Here is a 24232-nt window from a genome sequence, read left to right as displayed (position 1 = left end):
CGCCATAGGTCTTCGACAATGCATCCGCCGTCACCGTGAGCGCGCGCGGGTTAATCACCAAGTTCGCGCCGGTGTAGCTGATCGAATAGTTGGAATTGTCCAGCGTGCCCTGACCGATCGCGTATGCGCCAACGTTGGAATATTGCCCGGCAGCCGTCGAAAGCGCCCCGGAAAGCGTATCGCCATTGACGAGACCCAAGCCGCCCACCGTATAGCTCAGCGCCGGATTGGCATCGCCATAGGTCTTCGACAATGCATCCGCCGTCACCGTGAGCGCGCGCGGGTTAATCACCAAGTTCGCGCCGGTGTAGCTGATCGAATAGTTGGAATTGCCCAGCGTGCCCTGACCGATCGCGTATGCGCCAACGTTGGAATATTGCCCGGCAGCCGTCGAAAGCGACCCGGAGAGCGTGTCGCCATTGACGAGACCCAAGCCGCCCACCGTATAGCTTAGCGCTGGATTGGCATCGCCATAGGTTTTCGACAACGCATCCGCCGTCACCGTGAGCCCGCGCGGGTTAATCACCAAGTTCGCGCCAATGTAGCTGATCGAATAGTTGGAATTGCCCAGCGTGCCCTGACCGATCGCGTATGCGCCAACGTCGGAATATTGGCCGGCAGCTGTCGAAAGCGACCCGGAAAGCGTATCGCCGTTAATGAGGCCGCTCGTCGTGTAGATCAGCGTTGGGTTGCCGTCACCATAGGTTTTCGACAACGCATCCGCCGTCACCGTGAGCCCGCGCGGGGCAATCATCAGGTTCGCGCCAGTGTAGCTGATCGAATAGTTGGAATTGCCCAGCGTGCCCTGACCGATCGCGTATGCGCCGACGTCGGAATATTGCCCGGCAGCTGTCGAAAGCGACCCTGAAAGCGTGTCGCCATTGACGAGACCCAAGCCGCCCACCGTATAGCTCAGCGCCGGATTGGCATCGCCATAGGTTTTCGACAATGCATCGGCCGTCACCGTCAGCCCGCGTTGGGTAACACTGAGACTGCCATTGACGAAGTTGAAGCCATAGCCGCTCGACGCAAGCGAGCCCTGCGTGGCAACGATATCATAGATTCCTACATCGGCTGACGCTGCCGCGCCGGCCGAGGCAATGCTGGCCGATCCCGAGACGACATTTGAAAGTGTGTCGCCAAGATAGGCTCCGGCGACGCCAGCATCCAGGCCGGTGATCGCGACATTCGGCAACGTCGCGACGTCGCCATACGTTTTGGTTGTATCGACAGCCGCCACTGTCAGGGTCGGGTGATAGGCAAAGACGTAGCGATTGCCTGTCGCTGACACCGTGCCGCCAGCCGCCGTATTCCAAACGGCCGTGTTACCGCTGTCGAGCCCACCGAACGTGTCGCCAGTTGGGTTGGCGGAATAGATCAGCCAGCGGCCTGACGTAGCTGAGACCGCGCCCGATCCGGCGTTGTTGATGAAGGCGCCGCCAGCCGTAAGCACTGGGGAACTACCGGAGATCGCGGCACCTGATGCAATCGTCAGGTCGCCCGCCGTCGCGATCTTGATCTGATCGCCGGTCACGCCCGTTACGACGCAGTTGCAGGCATCAGTGACGTTCGCCGCAACCGTCAAAGCGCTGGTGTCGTAGATATCCATGGCTCCGCCGGATGCGGCGAGTTGGTTGAACTGATTGCCACGGTTCGTGAGCGTGAATGTGTTACCTGCCCCCTGCAGCATCAACGTATTGGCCGAGATGGCGGCGGTTTGCGTGACATCCCCGGGGCTTGACAGATTGACCGTACCGCTGACCGAAAGTGCCGTATCGATGGCGAAGCCGTTCACCGCAAAAATCGAGCGATTGGCGAATGTGAGGCCGGATGCCGTCGTCCCGGCAGTCGCATTGGCATAGTCTGCGTCAAGTGCCGACAGCGTACCAAGGGCGGTCGTGTCACGCCGCCAGCCACCCGAAACGTCGACGTTATTGACGGTGCCGAGTGCCGTGCGGAATGTCGCCCCATCGGCCGCACCCGTTGCCGCATTGGCGGTCGTATAGGCCAGCACATTGGTGCCGTTGGTCGTATCGATCGTGCCATTGGCGACGATCGCGTAGTAGTAGCCGTTCGCTCCCGTCGTGACTGTCTGGACGGTGCCGTTTCCGACGCGCACATTGACGAGCCCCGCACCACTGGCCCCCGAGGCAAGCACGGTCGTACCGCTGTTCTGATAGGCGATGCCAGAGATGGCCTGGACGCCGTTGGCATAGAACGGAGTAAGATAAGCATAGAGGCCGGCGGAGACGGTGAATGCAGAGCCGAGCCCGCTGGCCGTAGAACCATCTTGCAATTGCGCCGTTGTGAGGGCGGTGACATTGCCCGACAGCCCGGCGGAATCGTTTGCGATTCCCGTGGTCGTCCCACTTGTTTGCGTGTCCCAATAGCTATTGGCGATCGAACCGCCATATGTAAATCCGACAAGGCCGCCGGCATTGCCACCGCTGACCGCGCCCGTTGAATAGGCGTTGCTGATCGTACCAAATAAGAATCCGATGAGCCCGCCGACATTGTTGCCACCAATCACGGCGCCCGTCGCATAGACGTTGTTGATCGAGACACCATGAGAAGACGAGTCGGTAACGCCAACGAGGCCGCCGATGCTGTTGCCGGAGCCTATAACGGCACCCGTCGCGTAAGAATTGCTGACGGCACCGCTGACATATCCGGCAAGGCCGCCCACTTTCGCATCGCCGATGACCGCGGCGGCGGAGTAGGCGCTGTTGATCGAACCGCCGATCAGATAACCGACGAGGCCGCCGGTGTTGCTACCACCGCTCACCGAGCCGGTGACATAGGCGTTGTTGATTGTGTTGCCGGACTGGTATCCGACAAGGCCGCCGACGTAACGGCCATAGGGATCCGTGTTGGCGACCGAGACGTTGACCAGTCCGATGTCCTGAATGAAGCCGCTGCTGTAACCGAACAGTCCCGCGCCGTCGCCGCTCTTCGAGATCGTCAGACTACTGATCGTATGACCAAGCCCCTCGAACGCGCCGGTGAAATAGTTAAGGCTGTTTGGACCGATCAGCGCATAGTTATATGTTGTACCCGAAGCATCGAGACTATTGGCGAGTGCATATTGCCCCCCGAGACCAACCGACGTGATGTTGGCCACATCCGTCATCGAGTAGAGAAGCGAATAGGCGGCGCCATTGACACTGAGCAAGCCGCCCTGGTTCGACGTAGCAAGTGTACCATCTGCATTCAGATAGGTGAGGCTCCCGACGAAGCCGGAACCGGCCAGTCCAAATGAGAGATTGCTCGTCGACGAGCCGTCATAGGCAAGCGCGACAGAACCCGCGCCCTTCACGGTGATCGGAGCGTTGATCGTCAGCGCACCGCCAGAAAGTAGACGCAGGCTGCTGCCTCCCGTCAGTGTTAGCGGGCTGGCGACCGTCAACGGCGATCCGTTTGCAGTCGTTACGGTCAGTCCACCTACCGTCACTGCCTGATCGATCGTGAAGCTCGCGCCGTGCGCGTTGATCAGAATGTTGGACGTACCGTTGATGGCGGCGGTGGCGCTTGCATCATTGCCACTCGCAGCAATGGCGGCGGCTTTCGTGACACCGGCAGTTGAGTAAAGCGTCGACACCGTCGAGCCCGACATCGTGTTGCCGAGAAGATTGAACCCGGTTTGAACAGGTTGGTTAGACGCAGTTGCGAATGCTGCCGAATTGGTGACGCCGGTTCCGGAGTTGGCGCTCGTATAGGTGACGAGCGCAGCACCAGGCGCGAAGGATCCGGCAGCGCCGAGGATGTAATAGTAGCCGTTGGCACCTGTTGATGCAGACCCGAAGAGACTGCCGTTGGCAAGCCCGGTTACGGTGACCGCGCCGTTGAGGCCGGAAGCCGCTGGCGTTACCTGGTTGTCGCGATAGGCGGTGCCGGAGATCGCCTGAATTCCGTTCGGAAAGAAGCTGCTGAGATAAGGATAAAGACCATTCGTGCCGCCGGCGAAGGCGGTGCCGAGGTTGATGCCCGTCGTCTGGAGAGACGATGTCGCAAGCCCGATCACATTCCCTTGCTGGCTCGCCCCATCATTGCCGATGCCGTTACCGGCGATGCCACTCGTCGACGTGTCCCAATAGGAGTTCGTGACGGAGACTGAACCTCCATTCTGCGGGGAGGTCTGACCAATTAGCCCGCCCGCATAGGTCTGAAAATATTGGGTCGGCGCCGTGACGCGGCCGGTCGCATAGGCGTTGCTGACGCTTGAATTCCCACCATAGGCCATCATGTTTCCGACGAGACCGCCGGCTTGACCATATTGCGTGGCAGAAACCGCGCCGGTTGCGTAGGCATTGGTGATCGAGGCAGCCCCGGCTGTGGTGGATGTGACAACATAACTCTGTCCGACGAGGCCGCCCGACATGCTGCCGCCGAAGACCGCACCGGTCGCGAACACGTCAGACATAAACGCCGAGCCACCGTTCGATGCATGATTTACACCAACGAGCCCACCGGTCGCATTCGCTCCCGCCGTTGAGCCGACAGCTCCGATGGCATAGGAGTTGGAAACCGAAGCCGTTGCGCCGATGTAGGCAAAATTCTCGCCCACCAAACCGCCAAGAGTGGAAGCCGCGCCGCCGGCGACGGCTCCCGCCGCATAGGAGCTTGTGACCGCAGCGGTATCTTGATCGCCATAATTATAGGCAACGAGGCCGCCACCGGTTCCACTGTCGCCGACCGTGACAGCGCCCGTCGCATAGGAGTTGCTAATTGTGGCCGCGCCAGCATAGGCGTGGTTCTGTCCGACCAGGCCGCCTGCACTAGAGTATTGCCCCCCCGTCACGGTTCCCGTCGCATAGGAGTTGGCGATCAATACTGGCGCGCCACGGCTCCATGTCTGACCGACGAGCCCACCGACGGCGGCGCTTGTTCCGCCGCTTACGTTCGTCGAGGCAAATGCATTGATGACCGCGGCCTGCGTGCCATTGCTGGCCGTTGTCAATAGACCGACCAGCGCTCCGTCCATCGCGACGGGATTGGGATAACTGGGCGATGTACCGACCCCGCTGACGCCGCCGCCGACCAGGCCAATGTCCCGGATCGTGCCGCCAGTAACGGTACCGAACAGACCAACGGCCGCATTATTGGTCGTGCTGTTGATGGTCAGGTTGGAAATTGTGTGTCCGAGCCCCTCGAAGCTCCCCGTGAAGGTAGAGATCGGCGCGTTGGCAAAGGGCATTGCCGTAAGATCAAGGTTGCCGGCAAGAGCAAATCGGCCAGAGTTTGCCGTGTTGATGTTGAGCAGATCCGAGACCGAGTAAACGAGCGTCTGCTGCGCACCATTGAGGAGGAGCGCTTGCGAGCCCGGCGTGCCGGTGAAGTCGATGCGGCCGGCAAAGCCCGCTTTGGTAAGTCCGAAGTCGAGCGTGCCGCCCGAGCCGCCGCCAACATTGGTGTTCAGCATCAGCGCGCCGGTGCCGCCGACCGTAACAGTCGCGTCGACATTGATTGAGTGAGCGGCGTCGAGCCGAAGGAGATTGGCGTTCCAGCTCAGCGGTGCTGCAATAGTAATGTCGCCGGCCTGCGATCCGGCGGAGCCCGCTCCGCCGGTCGATACCGTGACATTGGCGGTTGCAAGTGCGTTGGTCAGTGTGTTGACGTTGATGACGCTGTCATTGCCTGACGCCGTGAAGCCCGACGAGTTGCTGTCCGTCGCCGTCGAGATCGTCACATTGTAGGGATCGAGCAGCAGATTGCCGAAGGAGCCATGCGCCGCTGTCAGGTCGGTGAGGCCGGTGTAGGACAGCTTCGCCTTTCCCGAGACCTCGACCTCGCCGCCTTTGCCGGAGACCGCTCCGCCCTTCGCCGTGATTGTGCCGGCAAAGCGCGTCAGATCATCCGACCACAGAACGACATTGCCGCCATGACCCGTCGTGACCGCATCGGCATTGATGACGGTGTTGGCATCAACCGTCAGCGTCTCGGCATGCTGCAGTGGTCCCTTGCCCTGACGGTTGCCGCCGATATTGATCGTGCCGCCGCCGGTCTTGCCCGAGGCATTGATCTTCGCATTGGCAAGCGTGATCTTGCGGCCGGTCACCTCAACCTTGCCGCCGGTTCCGCGCCTGCTGCTGGCATCCACCTTGCCTGAGATCGCCACCTCGCCATCGCCGCCCGACAGCACGATGTCGCCGCTTCTGCCCGACACGCCCCTCGCCTCGATGGTCCCCGACATGTTGACCGCTTGGCGCGCCATGTCCTTGGCCGCCGCCGCGGTGAGTTGCACCGTCCCGCCCCTGGCCGAGATCCTGCCGCTATTGTCGACCAGTGCCTGTTTGCCGCCAGCTTTGGTCGGCACCGCCACCTGCAGGAAACCATCGCCGGACAGATCAAGTGTTGCCTGTTCGCCCGATCCCAAGGCTGCCTTGCCCATCGGCACGGTGATGACACCGGTATTGGCGACCGTGCCGCCGATCAGCGCCATGTAGCCGCCGCGGTTGATGGTGATCGTGCCGGCATTGGTGACATCCTTCGACGCCCCATTGCCGGTAAACGTCCGCTTGCCGGTCATGAAGTCGTCATCGGAGATGCCGAGCGTCGAGGCGACGAAGGCGCCGGCCTTTACCGTGCCGGAATTGGTAATGGCAATGCCGTTCGGGTTGATCAGGTAGACTTGGCCATTGGCATTGATCTGGCCTGCTATGGTCGAACTCGTCTGGCCGGTCACCCGGTTGAGGATGGCGGCATTGGCATCCGGCTGGACGAAGGTGACGCGGTTGCCCTTACCGACATCAAAACTCTGCCAATTAACGACGGCGCTGCCGCTCGTCTGGTTGATCGTCAGAGCTCCTGCCGATGGCGACCCGATCGTCGCACTGCCCGCTGCCACCTGACCGCCCGAAGGCAGCGACTGCGCCAATGCAGCCGTCGAATGCACCAGCGCCGTCGAGGCAAGCAGTGCCACCAGACGGGTCCTGTGGGGAAAAGTCATGCGGGTCGTCTGTCTGGTCATTGCCATTGCCCTAAAACTGAAATGCCGCCGAGACGGTGAAGCGGTTGTCGTCGCTGCCGTCGCCGAAGCGCTCGATGCGGCCATATTCGAGATTAACGTTGGTACTGTTGAAGCTCGCCTGTTCGGCCGCTGCCAGTCGCAGGCCGACGCCATAGGCAGCACCGCGCGAGAAGCCGCTTTCCAGCGCCGTCGGATCGTAGAGCTTGACGCCGCCATAGGCACCGAACACATAGGGCGAGATCAGCACCGCACCCGAAGTGCTATTGCCATCAGGCAGGTTCGTACCCTGCTGGGCCGGAAATTCCGGCCAGCCGAATGGCAGGGTGAAGCTGGTGGTGAACGGGAATTGCGCCTCCGCGCGCAGCACGAAGCCGGCGTCTCCCTGCATCGAGCCGGTCGGGAAGCTCGACAGGCCGGCGGAGGAAACGATGCCGATCTGCTCGGAATTGAGCAATGGCTGGCCGAAGGACGTCTGCGCCCGCGCCTTGAGATCGAGAACCAGATGTTCTGCGACCGGCTGGCGGTAGCCGAGATTGACTTCCAGCTTCTGGAAATCGGCGTCAGCCCCCTGGCGCGACAAGGGCGTGCCGCTGGCATTGGCGTCGGCCGCACTGCGCGCGCCAAGCCCGTTAACGCCGAAGGAGCCGGTGAACCCGGCGGTGACGAGCGCATCGCCCGATACATACCAGGAGAGGTCCGCGCCGGTGCGCAGGATGCGCAGCCGATCCTTCGACAGGGTTATGCCGCCGCCATTGAGCAGCTCCAGCTCTTCGTCCTGCGCATCGAAACCGCCATTGACGTTAAGGGTGAATTCCCGCGAACGGATCAGCGGATAGGCAAGCCGTGCCGAATAGCGGGTGAAGTCCGACATGAACTGCAGCCCGAACAGACCGGCTTCCGGCGTCGTGCGCGAGGCGGTGGCTTCGAGGTTCAGCGTCAACCCGTCGATGCCGATCGGCAGCGTCACGCCACCGGCCAGCGACCGATTGCGCGGCGAGCCGGTGAAGTACCCCTCGTCGCCGCCGAAGCGTGGCGCACCCGAGGCCCGCAGATAGAAAAGCTCCCCGAAGCCGAACACCGAATTGAAGTCGAGCCCGACGCCGGTATTGTATTTGCCGAGCGCGTCGGTGGAATTGTTGTCGCCGGAGATGAAGCCGGTGACCGGTTTGTAGCGTGCCTCGATCGTCAGCACGCTGCCGCCGGCTTGCGTGCCGCGCGACAGTGTCGAGCGCAGCACCGTGCCGGGCAGATCACCGGCCAATAGCAGCCGCCGCTCGATCTCGTCGTTGGACATCCCCTTCTGCCCCACCAGCGGTGCCAGGATCTTGGTGATGCGAGCACGGATATTGTCCGGCAGGTGCGAGGTGTCGATGCTTTCGACGAAGCCGTTGATGACGACGATGCGCAGAACGGCACCGTCCACCAGGCGCTGCGCCGGCAGCACTACGCGCACCAGGCCATAACCCTTGGCGGCATAGGCCTGCTCCAGCTTGCCGGCCGCCTCGAACAGGGCCGCGGCAGTCACCTGCTTGCCCGCAAGGCTGTTCGCCACCCGAGTCTCATCATCGGCAAAACCTGGAAGGCCGCCTTCGATCTTGACGCTCTTCAGCCGCACGGTGAGCTTCTCGGCGCCCTTCGGTGCAACAGGACCCGATGCTTCCGGAATGACGATGCCGCTCCCCTGCTTCTGCAGCTGCGGCTCAAACGTCTGCGGCGTCACCTGCGAGGCCGTCTGGGCGAACGCTGGACATGCCGGGGCTATCATCGCAACGCTCGCGGCCAGCCCGAAAGATCGCGCAAAACGGTATCCGAAAATCAAAATGAACCCCTATCCACTCATGTTCCTCGAGCCGCGGTCAGCAGCCATAGACTATCCATTAGAGCCGCCTCAGGCGGTTCTCCGTCACTCAACACATCTGGTAGTTCTCGAAAAATGCCGCCCAAAACGGCCGCCACACCGCGTCCTCACAGAAGACCTAACCAAAATGGCGACAGGCGTCAGCATCCATTTTTGACATCGGGAATTGCGAGGAGGTTCCCCGGCCAAACGTCTGCAAATGTGGGCAAAGGAGACGAACCACCTCATTCGCAATGATGGGCTCCTTGACCAGCCGACACGCCGCCGGCTAGGGCTTTCGCGAGCGCACCATCAAGAATTGCCAGCTTTTGCGCCTGGAACTGCGCATACTCTTCGTAGAAATCGCGCGAGATCCACATCGTCGAATGTCCCGGCCGCCCGACCCAGCCCAGCCCTCCGATCGACTGGGCCTCCGAAATCTTTCGACTCGTATGCGCGCTTGAGAGACCGGTGGATCGGGCGAGGTAAGCAATCGAGCGGACGTCCGTGAAACAGCGACCCTGCGCTAGAAATGATTCGCGATCGACACCCGCAATCAGTCTGTCCATCACCCAGCCACCTGAGTCGATCCAGCTGAAGATCCTGTAAAGAGGACCTGGCTCGCGCACTGCGGGACTGAAGAATAGAGAATCCGCCACAATCGGCTGGATCAATCGAAGCAAATCTTCCCATTGCGTCGAGAATTGAACGTATCTTTGCCCATCATCGAGCAGGTCAAGCGCCTGGAAGTGCAGGTTGTACCACAGCACCAGGAGTGACAGGGATTCGAGCGATGGCTTGGCCAGACTACCATGGCCAATCACTCGATCGTCTACGGGTTGGATCACGCCATACTTCATGGCCTCATCGAAAAATGTATGGGCCGTATTACGGCTGGAGAGACCGAGGGCTGGCCCGAGAACGCCCAAGCTTCGACGGCTGAGACCTGGCTTGACGGCTCCAATTGGCCGGAAGAAATGCGCTATTGCGGCGTGGCTCAGCAGCCAACGTTGCTGCGTCGCAAACAGCGCAGCAGATCGTGGCGCCAACTTGTGGGCCTCGAACATTCCGGAAGCCAGGAAGAAAACTGCGGATGGGAACGATTCTCGCGCAATTAAATCGCTGGCGTTGCGATACGGCAGGTCGCTTCTAGCTCCCCTTGGAAGGGCCGGGTTCGACGCGGGAAATTCTATGATCTGCCCCAAGAATGCGACCTCCGGCTAGCGCAATAATCTCAAACCCTCGCCTGAACGGTTCCGATCCGCGCTTTGCCCATAACCACGCTGCGGCACGCTTTCATTATCCGCGAAGCCCACAGAAACTTCTCACTTTTAAAGAATATGAGAAGTAAATGCCTGATCGCCGGCATCTTGTCAACGAGAATGTTTCTCATATTATTGAAATCTGAGAACTAGATCGGGCGGAATGGCGCTCTCGCTGGGAAAGTGGTGGTTCCAAACCGGAGCTCAACAATCCTCGCCACACCCACTGGTTCTCCCGGAAGGAACCGAGCGGATGCCGTTAGTGAGACCCATTATTCCGTCCTATACGCTGGGCGTCCTGACCATTGCGTACATCTTGTCCTATCTCGACCGGCAGATTCTTGGTCTTCTGGTGGAGCCCATGAAGCAGGATCTCGATCTGACGGACGTTCAGATCGGCCTCCTGCAAGGCTTCAGCTTCGCGATTGTTCTGGCGGCGGCTGGATTGCCGCTAGGCCGCCTGGTCGACACCGGAAACCGCGTGCGGATTGCCGCCGCGGGAATTGCATTCTGGAGCATTATGACGGCCGCTTGCGGCTTTGCAGGCAATTTCGAGGCTCTTCTGCTATGCCGGGCTGGTGTCGCATTGGGAGAAGCGGCACTCACCCCTGCCGCCTATTCCCTGATCAGTGATCTGTTTCCAATTCGGCGACGTGGATTCGCCATGGGTATTTTCAGCTCGGGCGCGTTCATAGGAGCGGGTCTATCGCTTGTTCTGGGTGCCACGGTTCTTCACCAGTCGCTGGGAACCGACAGCGCTTTCCTTTTGCCCGGGATGCAGTATGCGTGGCAGCTGGTATTTGTCGTAATCGGACTGCCCGGCATCGCCGTCGCCGTTTGGACGGCAAGCCTTAGAGAGCCCGCCAGACATTCCGAAGCGACTTCTAACCCTGCACCTGCCGCGGCCGAGATCCGCGCTTTTTTCGGCGGCAATCGGATAGAATTTGCAGGTCTGTATTTCGGCTTGGCGCTCGCGGCAATCCAGTCTTACAGCTATAGCGCATGGGTTCCCAGCGTGTTGATCCGCACCTTTCACATGCCGCCTATCGCCGTCGGCTTCAGTTTAGGCCCAATTTTTATCGCCTGTAGTGTTTCAGGACTGATCTTTGGGGCAGTGCTGGGCGACGCCCTGGTCAGACGTGGCGTCACCGCCGCTCGCCCCATCCTCATGTCCGCAGGCGCGCTCGCCGCGTCGCTGTTCACGGCGGCACTGCCCTTTGCACCGACCCTGAGCACTGCGTTCGCCGTGATTTCTGCCGCGGCCTTTTTTTCCACAATTGTTGTTGCGAACGGCCCGCCCGCACTTCAGGACATCACTCCGTCGAGAATGCGCGGCGTAGCTTCGGCAGTCGGCGTCATGATCGTCACGCTCATCGGCATGGGCCTTGGCCCGACATTGGTGGGGTTTGTTGGTCAGAAGATCATCGCCGATCCAAACGAGATCAGTATCGCACTCAGTATCGTTTCGACCGTTGCGCTGGTCGTCTCGTCGTCTTTGGCATTCCTGGCCAGCCTCCACTATAAGCTCAAGCCGGACAGCGCTGCAGCACGCGCTGCGTAAAGGCGAGCACATCCGCAACTTGGCCATTTTCGAAGATTGAGATTGTCGTGCCCTTACCCTTCCAACCGAGAACTGTTGTGAAACCACCAACAATTCTGAGTGGCAAGGCTGGCCGCCCATCGAATGGCCACTATTCTTGTGACACGTCTACGCCGCTCTTATAGATCGCCCCCAAGAGAATTGTTGAAAGCATGTTGCATGTCGGCCTTTGAAGTCCTGGTTTCCAACATTACCCAAAGTTTTCTCGATCATGGCTATGAAGCCATGACGATGAGCAAACTCGCAAAATACTGCAATATCACCCGACGGGGGCTCTACCATCATTTCAGCAGCAAGGAAGAGGCCTTCCGGGCGATGGTCGACCAGAACAATGCGCACACACGGCAAAACAGCATCCGGGAGGGCGGGCAGCTCTTCTCGGCCGGCTCGAATGTGCTCGATATCGTGACAGCTGTGCTTGATGTTCGATATGGTGATACGAGAAGAAAACTGGTGCTGTCGCCATACGCACTGGAAGTCAACGACTATGCATTTCGTCTTTGCCGCCCCGCGATGATTGAAGCTGCCGCCCTTTTCCAGGCCGATTTCGCAGCGCTACTCGAACAGACCATGGCGAACGGCCTCCTGATGCTCCGGCCCTCGATCTCAATCGAAACTCTGGTGCAGCTGCTCTGCGACGGCGCTCGCGGAACCAATCAAAGCTTTTTTGCGCCAGAACCAGCGGAAATTGCTGCCCGCTATCGGGCGATGAGCCAAGCAATCCTTTATGGCTGCGCAGAGCCGGTCAAGCTGTAAACGGCTCATACAAGACCGACTAATTTCGGGCCTTGGTCTTGAACCGGCCAGAACCACAGCCTCTATTCTACGCTCAGCTAACCAGTTGATTTTCATGCCGAAGGGATGGATGCAGCCGTCGGTCAAGCGTGGTGGTAAAACGGCAGGCTTGACGGGGCATTCTGAAAAGGCATTGAACGGCCAACCCGGCCGCAGAGACCACGGTGCGCGCGAAACAACGACATCTATCCCACTCTGGCGATGTGCGGACGAGATGCTGATCCCTTCGTCTTCGCAAACCGCCAAAGAAATTCTCATAGGCTAGCGCAGGCCTATTCCGCCTCTCCTGTGCCAACCTAAGGCGTTGGCACAGTATGCTCCCACACGCCTGTCGCTAGAGTGAATGGCGACCATTCAACAATTTCATATCGGAGCGGCAATGCATCTGGCCGCCAGACCACACGCCGTGGTCGAAATCGCCAATAGCGTTCGGCGCCTTTGAAAGACAGATTTGATGTGTGATCGAAAAGGATCTCTGCGTCGCCCGTCATCTGCAGGAGCCCACCGGAAGCAAAGTCCACAAATGTCAGACCGGCGATTTGGTTACGAGCGATGTTTCCAAGGGTGCTGAAGAAGCGGTTGCCAAGAAAGTCCGGTATCATCAACCAACCATCCGCGCTTACATGGACAAAGCCCGCCTGGCCGCCCCGGTGGGAGACGTCCACCCGACGCTTGCCATGCTCTTCGAAATACGATGCCACAAAGAACGTGTCAGCCTGCTCTACAAGTGCGCGTGCCGTGTCGTCGAGAGTGAAACCGATATGCGATGGAACGCTTGTTGGCTGCGCCGGCTCACGAACGAAATGGGCGTCTCTAACCTGGATATACTTCGGACAATTGCCAAAGCTCTCATCGACCGTCAGATCAAACCCATCGGCGCGGCGGTAGAGCGTACCATTCAGCCTATTGCGCCGCCGCGTGCCAAGATCGATGCCAAGGAGCGCGACTTCCTTGCCATCCTCCATTCCCGCTTCGGCAGGATCGGCTGAATCTCTCACAAGATTGGCACGGAGCCGATACGGATCCACCGCGGAGAGAAAGCCCGGCTGCCCGGCACGCAGCGTCGCCCATGCGTCACCCTTTGCGTCGACTGCGCCGAGCACGACCATCGGCAAGAGCGGATAGAACTCGCGATGCTGATCGATCAGATGATCGCGGATGACCTTTGGCCCTATCTCTTTCATGCGACCCTCGACGCCAACCGATCGCTGCAAACGGACCTCACCGTCATGCCATGGCGATGGCAACGAAGGCCTCTCACCTGCCGCCAGCTCTGTCATGCTGCCAACCCCACCGGTGTCTTCTGGAATTCAACAAACCCGGGCAGCGCCTCTACTCGTGCCAGCCAGGCGCGTATATGCGGATATGGCGCGAGATCGACATCCCCCTCCGGTGCGCGGGCCACATAGCTGTAAAGCGCGACGTCGGCGATTGTCGGTCGATGGGTCGCCACCCAGTCGCAGCCATTCAAGGCATCCTCGATCAGCATCAGGATCGCATGGGCGCGCGGAACGACCTCCTCTGCGCGAAGCGGCGCATTGAAGACGTTGATCAGGCGTGCCATCGCGGGACCATAGGCAATTTGACCCGCAGCCACCGACAACCAGCGCTGAACGGCCGCACCGCCAACGGGATCCTCAGGCAACCAGTCCGTCCGTCGCATTTTTTTGGCCAGATAGACAAGAATGGCATTGGAGTCGGAGACGATCGTTCCATCGTCGTCGAGAACAGGCAACTGCCCAAAGGGATTGAGCGCCAGGAAATCCCGCTCCTTATGTGCCCTGACAAACAGATCGACCATCACGAGTTCATGCCGGACGCCAAGCAGTGACAGGAACAATCGGGCGCGATGCGAATGGCCGGAAAGTGGGTGGTAATAAAGTCTCATGCTTGCCTCCTAACGAATGATCGGCAGCATGATGACTATTAATGGATTTGACGATAAGCATTGAAATTGGCATGTAACCATTTCATAATCTGAAATAATGAGAACGAGGTGTTCGCTTGGACCGGTTACAGGCAATGCGTATTTTTGCGCAAGTCGTGGAGAGCGGCGGCTTTGCTCCCGCCGCCAAGCTGCTGCACATGAGCGCGCCATCGGTGACCCGCGCAGTCGCTCAGCTGGAAGAGAATATTGGAACCCGGCTGCTGGTGCGAACAACCCGCTCGATGAAGCTGACCTCGGCCGGTGAGGGATATGCGGCTGACTGCCGACGGATCCTGGCTGATATCAGCGAGGCGGAGGCCAATGCAGCCGGGAGCTACACCCAGCCGGCTGGTCAGTTGACGGTCACCGCACCCGTGCTCTTTGGGCGAATTCATGTCCTTCCAACTATTCTTGACTTCCTTCGCCTCTATCCCGGCATGCAGGTCAGGACCGTTTTTGTCGATCGTGTGACCAATCTCGTTGAGGAAGGCCTGGATGTCGCCGTGCGAATTGCGTCCCTGCCCGATTCCAGTCTGATCGCTCGGCGGGTGGGTTCGATCAGGCAGGTCCTTTGCGCATCTCCGGACTATTTTGCCGCTTTTGGCGAGCCGCAAACTCCCGAAGATCTGAGGCATCATAGATTCATCGGCCGCGACGGCCTGTTCGGTCGCGGAGAGTGGCAATTTGGCAGGGACGGCAATATCCGGGTTCCAATCAGGGCGCCGCTCGTCTGCAACACGAATGATACGGCGATCGCCGCCGCGATTGCCGGGTTCGGACTGTCTCGATTCCAATCCTATCAGGTGGCCGATGACGTTAGGGCGGGTCGATTGAAGATCGTTTTGGCGCAGTACGAACGTGATCCGGTGCCGATCCATCTCGTGCATGGTGAGGGCCATATGGTTTCCGCGCGCGTCCGGGCCTTTATGGATTTCGCAGCCGATCATTTGCAGAGACAAGCGGGTGCCACCAATCCTCAGCAAGCAAACTTTTAAGGTAAGCTTGCTCTATCATCGCCGCGCAGGCTCCGTCGTTGACAAGCTCGATGGCTCCAACATTGTTGACGCCTTGCTCGACAAGGCTCTCCGAAATTCATGCAGAGGATCGCCGGCCAGCAGTCCGAAACAATGCCCTTGAACGGATACACACCTCCGACACCCAAGGATCACTTCAGGTAGCATAACGCCCTGTCATCGAACCTTCGCGCCAACACCTTGCTGCATCTCAATGGCCCGATTTTGATATCGTTCTACGCATTCTTCGGCGGTACGACCTTCAATCATCACGCAGCCGGCCGGGCTTTTGTCCACCAGCGCCATATTCAGGCTGGCGAACTTGATAAGATAGAATTCATACGCTCCGCCGCCTGAGGCAAAGACAAATGGCACCGCCAAAATCGCCCGCGGGAGGCCATCCGCCAAACCCCAAATCAGTGATATGATGGCCAAGACTATCGCGATACCAAATGCGATTTCCGCCCAGCTATCGGTCCCTAGATAGAGCCCAATCGCCGCCGAAATGACTGCCAGAACAAAGGCTATAATCGGTGGAATGCCAGGCACAATGCCGGCGAAATCAAATGTCTGCGCTACCCATTCCAACAATTTACTGAGCATTCAAAAGGTCCCTCTATCGATCGGAACCTTAAAGCCAATAGTTGTGCGCCTTTCAATTCTTCAAGCGCGTTAGGGTTATCAATCGATTGGCGGATGGTCCAGCCTCAGTGCCGATCGTGACGGCGTCGAGGTCAGACAGCTGAGCCATGCCACCGGGCTTAACAGACCCCGCCATCGTTAGAAGATCTCGACCCGATGCCCACGGTCCCTTAAGCGGGTCAAGCACCCCCCTCTGAGGCCGCCCGCTTAGAGGGTTCTGCGCTTACGGCCAACCTCAGCAAGCTCGATCACGGTCGCCGTGGTGTCTTCCCTGCCCGGCGACGCGCCCTCGGTCATGACCTTGTTGCGACCGGCAGCCTTGGCAGCATAGAGCGCCTTGTCGGCGCGCGCGATCGGGGCTCGCAATTCCTGTTCTCCGAACTCGACCATAGCGACGCCGAAACTTGCTGTAATCTGCCGCTCTATTCCGATAGAACGCCAATCGTGCGCGGCAAAGCGCATCCTAATCGCCTGCGCGAGAACCCCGCCTTCAGCCAGCGTTATTCGGGGGACAAAAACCACGAACTCCTCACCACCGAAACGCGCGGCGACCGCCCCGCGCGGCATGTCGACCCGCAACTGATCAGCCAAGGCACAGATGACCTGGTCGCCTGCCTCATGGCCGACCTGGTCATTGACCTGTTTGAAGAGATCGATGTCCGTGACGATGACGGCGCCTTTTCGTCCCTCACCGGCAAGGCTTGCTGCCGCGACCTCATCGAATCCCCGCCTGTTGAGCAGACCGGTCAGCGGATCACGCGCAGCCACGTCGCGATAGCGCGCCAGGATTTCCACCATCATCGAGCCGAAAGCCGCCAGAGCAAATGTCAGGCTCAACAGGCCGGTGCTGAGCTGGCTGAAACGGGAATAGTCGGACTCCTGGAAACTCGACAGCTGATCGCTCGATTGCTCAACCAGGTTGAAGATCAGCACGACAGCCACCGTATCAATGACAACGAGGCCGGTAATGATGATCATTGCCCATTCCATCCAGCGGCGCGCGCGTGGTGCCACCATGATCAGCGGCACCCCGAGTAGCAGAGAGATGGAAATATCGACCAGCAGCAATTCCGCGTGAAGGCTCCCCAGTCCTATCACGATATAAAGATCGCCAAGCAGACACAGCACTGCAAAGGTAAGCCGCTCGCGCATGTAAAGGGGCATGCGGAACGCGATAAGAAGCGCCTCGCCATAATAGTAGAAGGAAATGAAATAGAACACGTCGCCAATCAGGGCGGACGCTGTTTCCGGCAACGGAGCGATCGAAACAAGGAGCCCAAGCGCACCGAACAGGAACCCAAGCCCCCAAGCAAAGGCCGACGGCAACTGATAGCGCGACAGGATAAGGAAGACGATGCCGAACGTAGCCATCATCGCTGGCGTAATGAAAGCGAAACTATCGATCGATCCCATAATTCCTTCTCATGTGGGCCGCCAGTCACTCTTTTCGACGCTATGCGTGCGCCGTTAAAAAAGACTTGAAAATGCCTCGATTTCCGCGCGCGCATGCTAGATTTTGCCCCTTGTGTCGGATCGCGATTGGGGCTCGCCGGTTGGTTAACCGGGAATTGTCCCGGTTGGCGGCTTCGACGCGGGTGTGCGATCGAGATAGAGGCGATGGCGGTGTGCTATGCAGAAGCCTCGCTTCGATCTGCGCCAAAGCCGTCCGGGCTTGCGCGGCAGGCGTGATCGAGCCAGTCGGAAAAGGCGCGCACTTTCTGGCGGGCTTCGGCGCGCGCCGGCCAGAGCGCGTAATAGCCATAACCACTGTCGATGATCCGTTCGAATGGAGCAACCAGTTCGCCGCTTTCCAGATCCTGCCGCGAAAAGGCGAGATCGCCCATCGTCACGCCATAGCCACTTGCAGCAGCGGTCATTGCGAAATCCTGCGTGTCGAAGACCTGATGGCGCGAGGCCTGAAAGGAATAGGCCCCTTCTGCCTGCAGCCAGAGTGTCCAGTCGCTATGACGCGGATTGGAATGCAGTAGAACGCAGTTCTGCAGGTTGTGGACCTCAGGCGGATCGCCGAGTTTCGATAGAAATTGCGGCGAGCACATCGGCGTCAACTGCTCCCGCAGAAGCGGCAGCACATCCATACCGGGCCAATGGCCATTGCCGTAGGTGATCAGCATGTCGATATCGCCGACGGAAAAGGTCGGCCTCAGGAACCAGGCGGTATCAATATTGATATTCAGGTCTTCATGATGGCTATGAAGGTCAGACAGACGCGGCAGGAACCATTTGCGCGCGAAGGTCGGCGGCATGCGGATGGTCAGCGACCGCACCCTCGTACGCGTCGCCTCGAACGAGGTCTTGAGCGACGCCAGCAATCCGTCGACGATCGGGATAAGCGCCATGCCGCGCTCCGTCAGCGCCACCTTGCGCGTGTGGCGCTCGAACAGGCTGCAGCCGAAATAGTGCTCGAGCTGCTGCACCTGCCGGCTGATCGCGCTCTGACTGAGGTTGAGTTCGACTGCCGCAGCTGTGAAGCTGCCCGTTTCCGCGACGACGGAAAAGGTCTGCAGCGTCTGCAGCGGCGGCAATCTGTTATGATCGAACCTCGGCTCCATTCCCTACCCGGCTTCTCCGCTGCCACCTCGAACAACAAGCATTAAACCATGTGCGTGGAATGGCAACGGTTGCCTCAGGCGATCGCCCGGCGTGCCGTCTCCACCGCCTGCCTGACCCTGCGTGGTGCCGTACCGCCCTTATGATCGCGGCTGGCAACCGAGCCCTCGACGGTCAGTACCTCGAAGACATCCTCGCGAATGCCAGGCGCAAAGAGCTGCATCTCGGCGAGCGAAAGCTCGGAAAGAGTCGGCAATGCCTTGTCGCGGGCGGCACCAACGATCGCGGCAACGGCGTGGTGCGCATCGCGAAATGGCAGGCCTGCACGCACGAGGTAGTCGGCAAGATCGGTCGCCGTCGAGTAGCCCTGATTGGCCGCCGCAAGCATCCTTGCGTGCTTGACCGTGATTGTCGGGATCATCTGCGCCGTGACGCTGACCGCCGCGCGAACAGTCTCGAGCGTATCGGTCAGCGGCGGCTTCGATTCCTGCTGATCCTTGTTGAAGGCGAGCGGCTGGCTCTTCATCAGGGCCGCCGAAAAGGCGAGGTTGCCCATGACGCGGGCGGCCTTGCCGCGCACGAGCTCGGCCAGATCCGGATTGCGCTTTTGCGGCATGATCGAGGAGCCGGTGCAGAACTGGTCACCGACCTCGATGAAATCGAACATCGGCGTGCACCAAAGGATGACTTCCTCGCTAAAGCGCGACAGGTGCCCCATGATAATCGAGCCGGCGCTGCAGATGTCGACGACATAGTCACGATCTGAGACGGCATCGAGCGAGTTGGCAAAGGATGCGGCAAAGCCAAGCCGGGACGCGCAGTACTCAGGATCGATCGGATAGCCCGTACCGGCAAGGGCAGCAGCGCCGAGCGGGGAAACGTTAAGCCGCTCCCGCGCCGCACCAACACGATCGAGATCGCGCAGGAACATTTCGACATAGGCCATGAGATGGTGGCCGAAGGTAACGGGCTGCGCCACTTGCATATGGGTGAAGCCCGGCATGATTGCTTCGGCATGCTTTTCAGCCAGATCGACAAAGGCGCCAACCAGGGTCTTCAGATCCTCGGTCAGAAGATCCAGCTGCTCACGGGCATACAGTCGGATGTCCGTCGCGACCTGATCGTTGCGTGACCTGGCGGTATGCAGCTTCTTGCCGGCATCCCCGATCAGCGCGATCAGTCGGTTCTCGACATTGGTATGAACGTCTTCGAGCTCTGTCTTCCACTCGAAGGCGCCGGAGCGCATCTCTTCCATCACCTGGTCGAGGCCGGTCTGGATCTGCGCGTTGTCCTCGGCGGTCAAGATGCCCGCGCGGGCAAGCATTTCCGCATGCACCTTTGAGCCGGCAACGTCATGCAGCGCGATGCGCTTGTCCTGATCGAGGCATTCGTGAAAGCTCTCAAAGTCCCTGGAGACGGCCTCCTTGAACAACGGGGACCATGTGGTTTCTTTCTGGTTTCTCATCGCGGTCTTCCCTTCTGAACGAATGCCGCCCTCCTGTGGGCTCATCCTCTATTGCAGCAGCATCAGCAGGCTGCGGGTGTCGGTCTGGTTTTCGAGGTCAAGGACAAAGTCGCTGATGGCATCGACCCTCGCGGCCGGTAGCACCATGCCGGCAAGCGCGGAATATTTGCCGATCAGACGTTCATCGGTGAGCGGGTTCTGCGGCCCGCCGAGCGGGAACTCGACGACGAGCCGATGCCGTTCACCCGCAGAAGTCACGATGGTGATTGCCGGCTCGTCCTCGTCCTTCATGGCGGGATCGATGCGCACCGCGATGCGGTCCATCAACGGGCCGATCTCGGCCGCCGACCAGGCAGCCTCCTCAAGCTCGGCCAGAAAGACCTCGCCGTAGCGCAGCCGCGCAGCCAGCGCATAGGGCAGGCTCATCTGGGCCTGCGCGCGGGATGAGATCACCTTGCCGCCGCACATGCCATACTGGAAACCGCTGATGTCAATCTCGATTACGGCGATATCGCCGGGCTCAAGACCGTGACGCTGCATCATCAGGTCAAGAGCATCGATCCCGGCATGCGTGCCGCGGCAGGTAGCATGCGGCTTGATGGAACAGCGATTGAGCCGCCAATATTGCCCGAAGTCGCGGACGAGCGCCTGCGGATCCCCCTTGCCGGCACCGAAGGTGGCAAAGAAGCTGCCCCAGCGCTCCGCCTCGAAGACGCTGTCGGGACCTTCGAAGCCCTGCCTTGCGAGATAGGCAGCTATCAGCCCGCCTTCGGCTGCACGACCGGCATGAAGCTTCTTGGTCGAGCTGCCATTATGAATGAAGGCCCAGGTGCCGCCGGCGTAGGAGCAGGCCGAGCCAAGAGCTGAGGCCATCGCATTCACATCGAGCTTCACCAGGCTGCCGACGGCGGCTGCAGCACCGAACGCGCCGCACGTCCCTGTCGAGTGCCAGCCGAGGCCATTGTGCTCCTCGTACCCGCCGACGGCTTCCAACACGCGCCGACCGACTTCGTAGCCGAGCAGGACGCTGCGCAACAGGTCTCGGCCGCCGACCAGTCCTTTGTGATCGCCAAGCGCGGCAAGCACGGCCGGAAGGACAACCGCCCCTGAATGATCGCAGCCGCCGCTATCATCGAGCTCATAGGCATGGGCCGAAACGCCATTGACAAATGCCGCCGTCCTCGCGTCGGAGCCGATTGGCCTTCCCCAGATCGGAGAATGTCCGGTTTGAGCCTGGATGCCCAGCGCCGCGACGACGACATTGGTTTCGTGCGATGCCGAACCGGCGATCGCTGCACCCAGCGTATCAAGAATATGAAGCTTCGCCTTGTGGATGGTCTCGGGCGGAAAAGCTTCGAAGTTCGTCGAGCAGACAAGCCCCGCCAGTGCCTGAGTCAGATTATCGCTCACGGGCCTGTTCCTCGTCGACATAGGCTTCATAGACGTTGATCGGGTGATCGGCGGGGGAGGCGATGACCTTGCTGGCGTGCCAGCGCGCAACATCCGCAGCTGTCGTCAGCCACACGTCATCGAAGCTCGTGATATGAGCGAGCAGGGCTTCAACAAGAGCGATCCGGCCGGGCGTGCCGGTCCATTCCGGGCGAAGCTGGATGACGTAACAGAGACCGTATTTGCGGTAGGCATCGAACTCGGCGATCCAGTTGCCCAGCACTGCCTCGTAGGACGGGATGCGGCTTTGCCCCTTCGGGAAGGCAGGGGTAAAATTGAACTGGAAATACGGCCGGTCTTCCAGCTCGATGTGAACCGGGATCTCCACAAGCGACGAGGAATGGCTATAGGGCACATCGTCACCGTTCAACGATGCCGACCAGGTATAACCAGCCTCGACGAGAAGCCGATCGAAATGGCGCGGCCAGTTGCCGGCCGCAAGCCGAAAGCCAGAAACCTCGTTCGATGCAATCGCGCTCAACCTGTCACGGCTGCGCTTGAGGAGCTCCATGGCGACCGATGCATCCATGGCGTCATAGCGCTCGAAATCCCAGCCATGGCTCTCGATTTCATGGTGTGGCGCCACGATTTCGCGCAGCAATCGTTCATGCTTCTCCGCAACGACCCCAGGCACGAACCAGCTCGTGGATATCTCAGCATCGGCAAAGGCATTGCAAAGGCGCTCGACACCGCGCGCGGCGCCATATTGCCAGACGGAAAAACTCTTGCTGCGCCCTTTCAGATCCGGCGCCTGCGCAACAGCGTCGAGCCCGTCGTCGAAGATCACGGAGACGATGGCCGCGCATGTCTTGCCCTGTGGCCAGAAACCTTCAAAAGCCTTGCTGGTCATGCGGCATTCTCCGGATGTTGTGCGATCCACCATTTTGCGATTTCCGAGCAATGCGTTGCCCAGACACTCTCGCCGTGGGCAGTGATTGCCTTGAACAGACCTTCGAGGATCGCGAGCCGACCGGGTCGGGCGCAGACTTTCGGATGCAGGATCGTCGTCCAGCAAAGCCCTTCGCGGTGATAGCCTTCGAATTCGGCGCACCAGTTCTTTTGAACATCGGCGTAGCCCGAGATGCGGTCGAGGCCGATGGGAAAATCAGGCTCTTCTGTATAGGCGAGCGCGGTATAATCATCGATATCCCAGCGTCCCGGAATTTCGACCAAGCCCCGACCACGCGGCGTCCTATGAAAATAAGGCCGATCGTCGCCACGCATCGAGCTTGAATAGATCACGCCGAACTCGTGCAGCAATTGCGCGGTCTCGTCGCTCCAGTCGCCGGACGGCGTGCGGAAGCCAACCGGTGTCACGCCCATGCGGCTTTGGAAGATATGACGGGAGCGCTCCATGATATCGAGCTGCTGCTGCTGGCTGCAGTCGATGAAGACTTCATGATAATGGCCGTGATAGGCGACCTCATGCGCATCGCGCAGGATGCGTTCGCATTGCGACGGCCAATGCTCGACCACCCAGGTCGGCACGAAGAATGTCGCCTTGAGGCCGTAGGCAGCAAGAAGATCAAGAAGCCGCGGCAGTGCCCGCCATGGTCCATAGGCGCCTTGTGTGAAGTAGCGCGGATTGGTGAGCAGCGAGCCGTCGAGCATCGCATCGCCCGTCGGGCCATCGACATCGAAGGCGAGCGCCACAGCCGATTGCCGGCCTTCCGGCCACAGGCTTTGCTTCGCCGGTTTGGTTGCACTCTTCGCAATCATGGAACTCTGCATGCGTTTTAAGGTGTTTTGGGACGCAATCATCCATCCGCGGACGCAGGAACGCCCCGGCTGATGACTGCATGCGATGGGATAGGGAAGCGCCGCTATAACCGCGGCGCTTCTTCAAGCTTTACTTGACGCCGTTGATCACCGCCTTCGGAACGGCATTGTGGACAAGGCCCCACTTCTTCAGGATCTCATCGTAGCTGCCGTCCTTGATCAGTCCGTCGAGAGCGCCGGCAACCGCATCGCGAAGCGCGGTGTGATCCTTCTTGAAGCTGATGCCGAACGTGTCGTTGCTGAGCAGCGGCTCGCCGACGAGCGTGTAGGTGTTGGGCTCGATGCGCATCTGGTAGGCGATCGTTTCGATGCCCTGTACGACCGCGTCATACCGGCCCTGCTTCATGCCGAGACGGGCAGCATTGGAATCCGCCGTCCCTTCGAACTTGATGGCGGGCTTGCCCTTGCCTTCGCAATTTTCGGCGCTCCACGCCTTGACGTTGTCACCGAAGGAGGTGCTGCGGCTCCCCGCAACCGTCTTGCCGCAAAGGTCGGTCGCCTGCTTATAAGTCCCGGCATTTGCGTTGACGGTAAAGAGGATCGGGCCGCTGGTGATATAGTCGACGAAGTCCATGCTGGCCTGGCGCTTCACGTTGTCGCTCATGCCGGAGATGATCATGTCGGCGCGGCCGGTCTGCAGGCCGCTCTGCAGCTCCTGGAAGGCGGAGGTCACGAACACGGTCGTCAGGTTGAGCTTCTTGGCAATCGCATTTGCCAGGTCGACGTCGAAACCATCGATCGTGCCGGTATCCGGATTGACGAACTCCATCGGCGGATAGATCGGATTGGTCATGATGCGGAGTTCGCCATCCTTAATGAGGTTCAGGCTCGAATCCGCGGAAGCGGCGGTGGCCGCGAGCGACAGCAGGGCTACTGAGGCGGCGAGACGAATGAGTTTCATGGAGTTCTCCTCTGATGATCTTTTCAG

16 protein-coding genes are annotated in these 24232 nt (G+C 59.9%); 3 read left to right on the top strand and 13 right to left on the bottom strand.

Translation table 11 applies throughout. The annotated features are described in order from the left end of the window. The 3 genes from ACIQJ2_RS34780 to ACIQJ2_RS34770 all read right to left on the bottom strand — a co-directional run. Nucleotides 1–6967: MBG domain-containing protein (locus ACIQJ2_RS34780; protein WP_400675935.1), on the bottom strand; the 6967-nt coding region annotated here is incomplete at its 3' end. A gap of 10 nt (nucleotides 6968–6977) precedes the next feature. Beyond that, a complete protein-coding gene (locus ACIQJ2_RS34775) occupies nucleotides 6978–8732 on the bottom strand; it encodes a ShlB/FhaC/HecB family hemolysin secretion/activation protein (RefSeq protein WP_400675937.1) in 1755 nt (584 codons plus the stop codon). Between the two features lie 317 nt (nucleotides 8733–9049). Next, the gene (locus tag ACIQJ2_RS34770) at nucleotides 9050–10009 is read right to left on the bottom strand and encodes a hypothetical protein (RefSeq protein ID WP_199151136.1); all 960 of its coding nucleotides are present in this window, start codon (nucleotides 10007–10009) and stop codon (nucleotides 9050–9052) included. Between the two features lie 220 nt (nucleotides 10010–10229). Here ACIQJ2_RS34770 and ACIQJ2_RS34765 point away from each other — a divergent pair, with 220 nt between their 5' ends. Together ACIQJ2_RS34765 and ACIQJ2_RS34760 are read left to right on the top strand one after the other, a co-directional pair. Beyond that, on the top strand, nucleotides 10230–11627 hold the full coding sequence (locus ACIQJ2_RS34765) for an MFS transporter (protein ID WP_400675939.1): 1398 nt from the start codon (nucleotides 10230–10232) through the stop codon (nucleotides 11625–11627). Nucleotides 11628–11726: 99 nt separating this feature from the next. Next, the gene (locus ACIQJ2_RS34760) at nucleotides 11727–12422 is read left to right on the top strand and encodes a helix-turn-helix domain-containing protein (RefSeq protein WP_400675941.1); all 696 of its coding nucleotides are present in this window, start codon (nucleotides 11727–11729) and stop codon (nucleotides 12420–12422) included. 335 nt (nucleotides 12423–12757) lie between these two features. Here ACIQJ2_RS34760 and ACIQJ2_RS34755 read toward each other — a convergent pair whose 3' ends face one another. Continuing rightward, nucleotides 12758–13741 carry a pyridoxamine 5'-phosphate oxidase family protein gene (locus tag ACIQJ2_RS34755; protein WP_400675943.1) on the bottom strand — a complete coding sequence of 328 codons (984 nt, stop codon included), beginning with the start codon at nucleotides 13739–13741 and terminating at the stop codon, nucleotides 12758–12760. Beyond that, on the bottom strand, nucleotides 13738–14349 hold the full coding sequence (locus ACIQJ2_RS34750) for a glutathione S-transferase family protein (RefSeq protein WP_400675945.1): 612 nt from the start codon (nucleotides 14347–14349) through the stop codon (nucleotides 13738–13740). The genes ACIQJ2_RS34755 and ACIQJ2_RS34750 overlap by 4 nt, the downstream gene beginning before the upstream one ends. Nucleotides 14350–14465: 116 nt before the next feature. Here ACIQJ2_RS34750 and ACIQJ2_RS34745 point away from each other — a divergent pair, with 116 nt between their 5' ends. Further along, entirely contained in the window at nucleotides 14466–15383 is a 918-nt protein-coding gene (locus ACIQJ2_RS34745; protein ID WP_400675947.1) for a LysR family transcriptional regulator, read from the top strand. A 195-nt stretch (nucleotides 15384–15578) separates the two neighbouring features. Here ACIQJ2_RS34745 and ACIQJ2_RS34740 read toward each other — a convergent pair whose 3' ends face one another. The 8 genes from ACIQJ2_RS34740 to ACIQJ2_RS34705 all read right to left on the bottom strand — a co-directional run bounded on the left by ACIQJ2_RS34740 (nucleotide 15579) and on the right by ACIQJ2_RS34705 (nucleotide 24205). After that, complete coding sequence (locus ACIQJ2_RS34740; protein WP_400675949.1) at nucleotides 15579–16004, bottom strand: hypothetical protein; 426 nt, start codon at nucleotides 16002–16004, stop codon at nucleotides 15579–15581. A 246-nt stretch (nucleotides 16005–16250) separates the two neighbouring features. Then, on the bottom strand, nucleotides 16251–17456 hold the full coding sequence (locus ACIQJ2_RS34735) for a diguanylate cyclase (protein ID WP_400675951.1): 1206 nt from the start codon (nucleotides 17454–17456) through the stop codon (nucleotides 16251–16253). 215 nt (nucleotides 17457–17671) lie between these two features. Then, nucleotides 17672–18613: a LysR substrate-binding domain-containing protein gene (locus ACIQJ2_RS34730; protein ID WP_400675953.1), complete on the bottom strand. Its 942-nt coding sequence runs from the start codon at nucleotides 18611–18613 to the stop codon at nucleotides 17672–17674. Between the two features lie 74 nt (nucleotides 18614–18687). Next, on the bottom strand, nucleotides 18688–20076 hold the full coding sequence (gene argH, locus ACIQJ2_RS34725; protein WP_400675955.1) for an argininosuccinate lyase: 1389 nt from the start codon (nucleotides 20074–20076) through the stop codon (nucleotides 18688–18690). A 48-nt stretch (nucleotides 20077–20124) separates the two neighbouring features. After that, nucleotides 20125–21486: an MmgE/PrpD family protein gene (locus ACIQJ2_RS34720; RefSeq protein WP_400675957.1), complete on the bottom strand. Its 1362-nt coding sequence runs from the start codon at nucleotides 21484–21486 to the stop codon at nucleotides 20125–20127. Next, nucleotides 21476–22375 carry a polysaccharide deacetylase family protein gene (locus tag ACIQJ2_RS34715; protein WP_400675959.1) on the bottom strand — a complete coding sequence of 300 codons (900 nt, stop codon included), beginning with the start codon at nucleotides 22373–22375 and terminating at the stop codon, nucleotides 21476–21478. Before ACIQJ2_RS34715 ends, ACIQJ2_RS34720 begins: the two co-directional genes overlap by 11 nt. Further along, nucleotides 22372–23244, bottom strand: a complete 873-nt coding sequence (locus ACIQJ2_RS34710; RefSeq protein ID WP_246762467.1) for a polysaccharide deacetylase — start codon at nucleotides 23242–23244, stop codon at nucleotides 22372–22374. Before ACIQJ2_RS34710 ends, ACIQJ2_RS34715 begins: the two co-directional genes overlap by 4 nt. A gap of 130 nt (nucleotides 23245–23374) precedes the next feature. Continuing rightward, nucleotides 23375–24205 (bottom strand): ABC transporter substrate-binding protein, encoded by an 831-nt coding sequence (locus ACIQJ2_RS34705; protein WP_400675960.1) that lies wholly within the window; start codon nucleotides 24203–24205, stop codon nucleotides 23375–23377. Between the last annotated feature and the right edge of the window lie 27 nt (nucleotides 24206–24232).

This window comes from Rhizobium sp. NPDC092011 (genome assembly GCF_044756305.1).
Taxonomy (GTDB): domain Bacteria; phylum Pseudomonadota; class Alphaproteobacteria; order Rhizobiales; family Rhizobiaceae; genus Rhizobium.
Note: the sequence above shows the minus strand (reverse complement) of the source record. Positions and strands in the feature narration are given on the sequence as shown.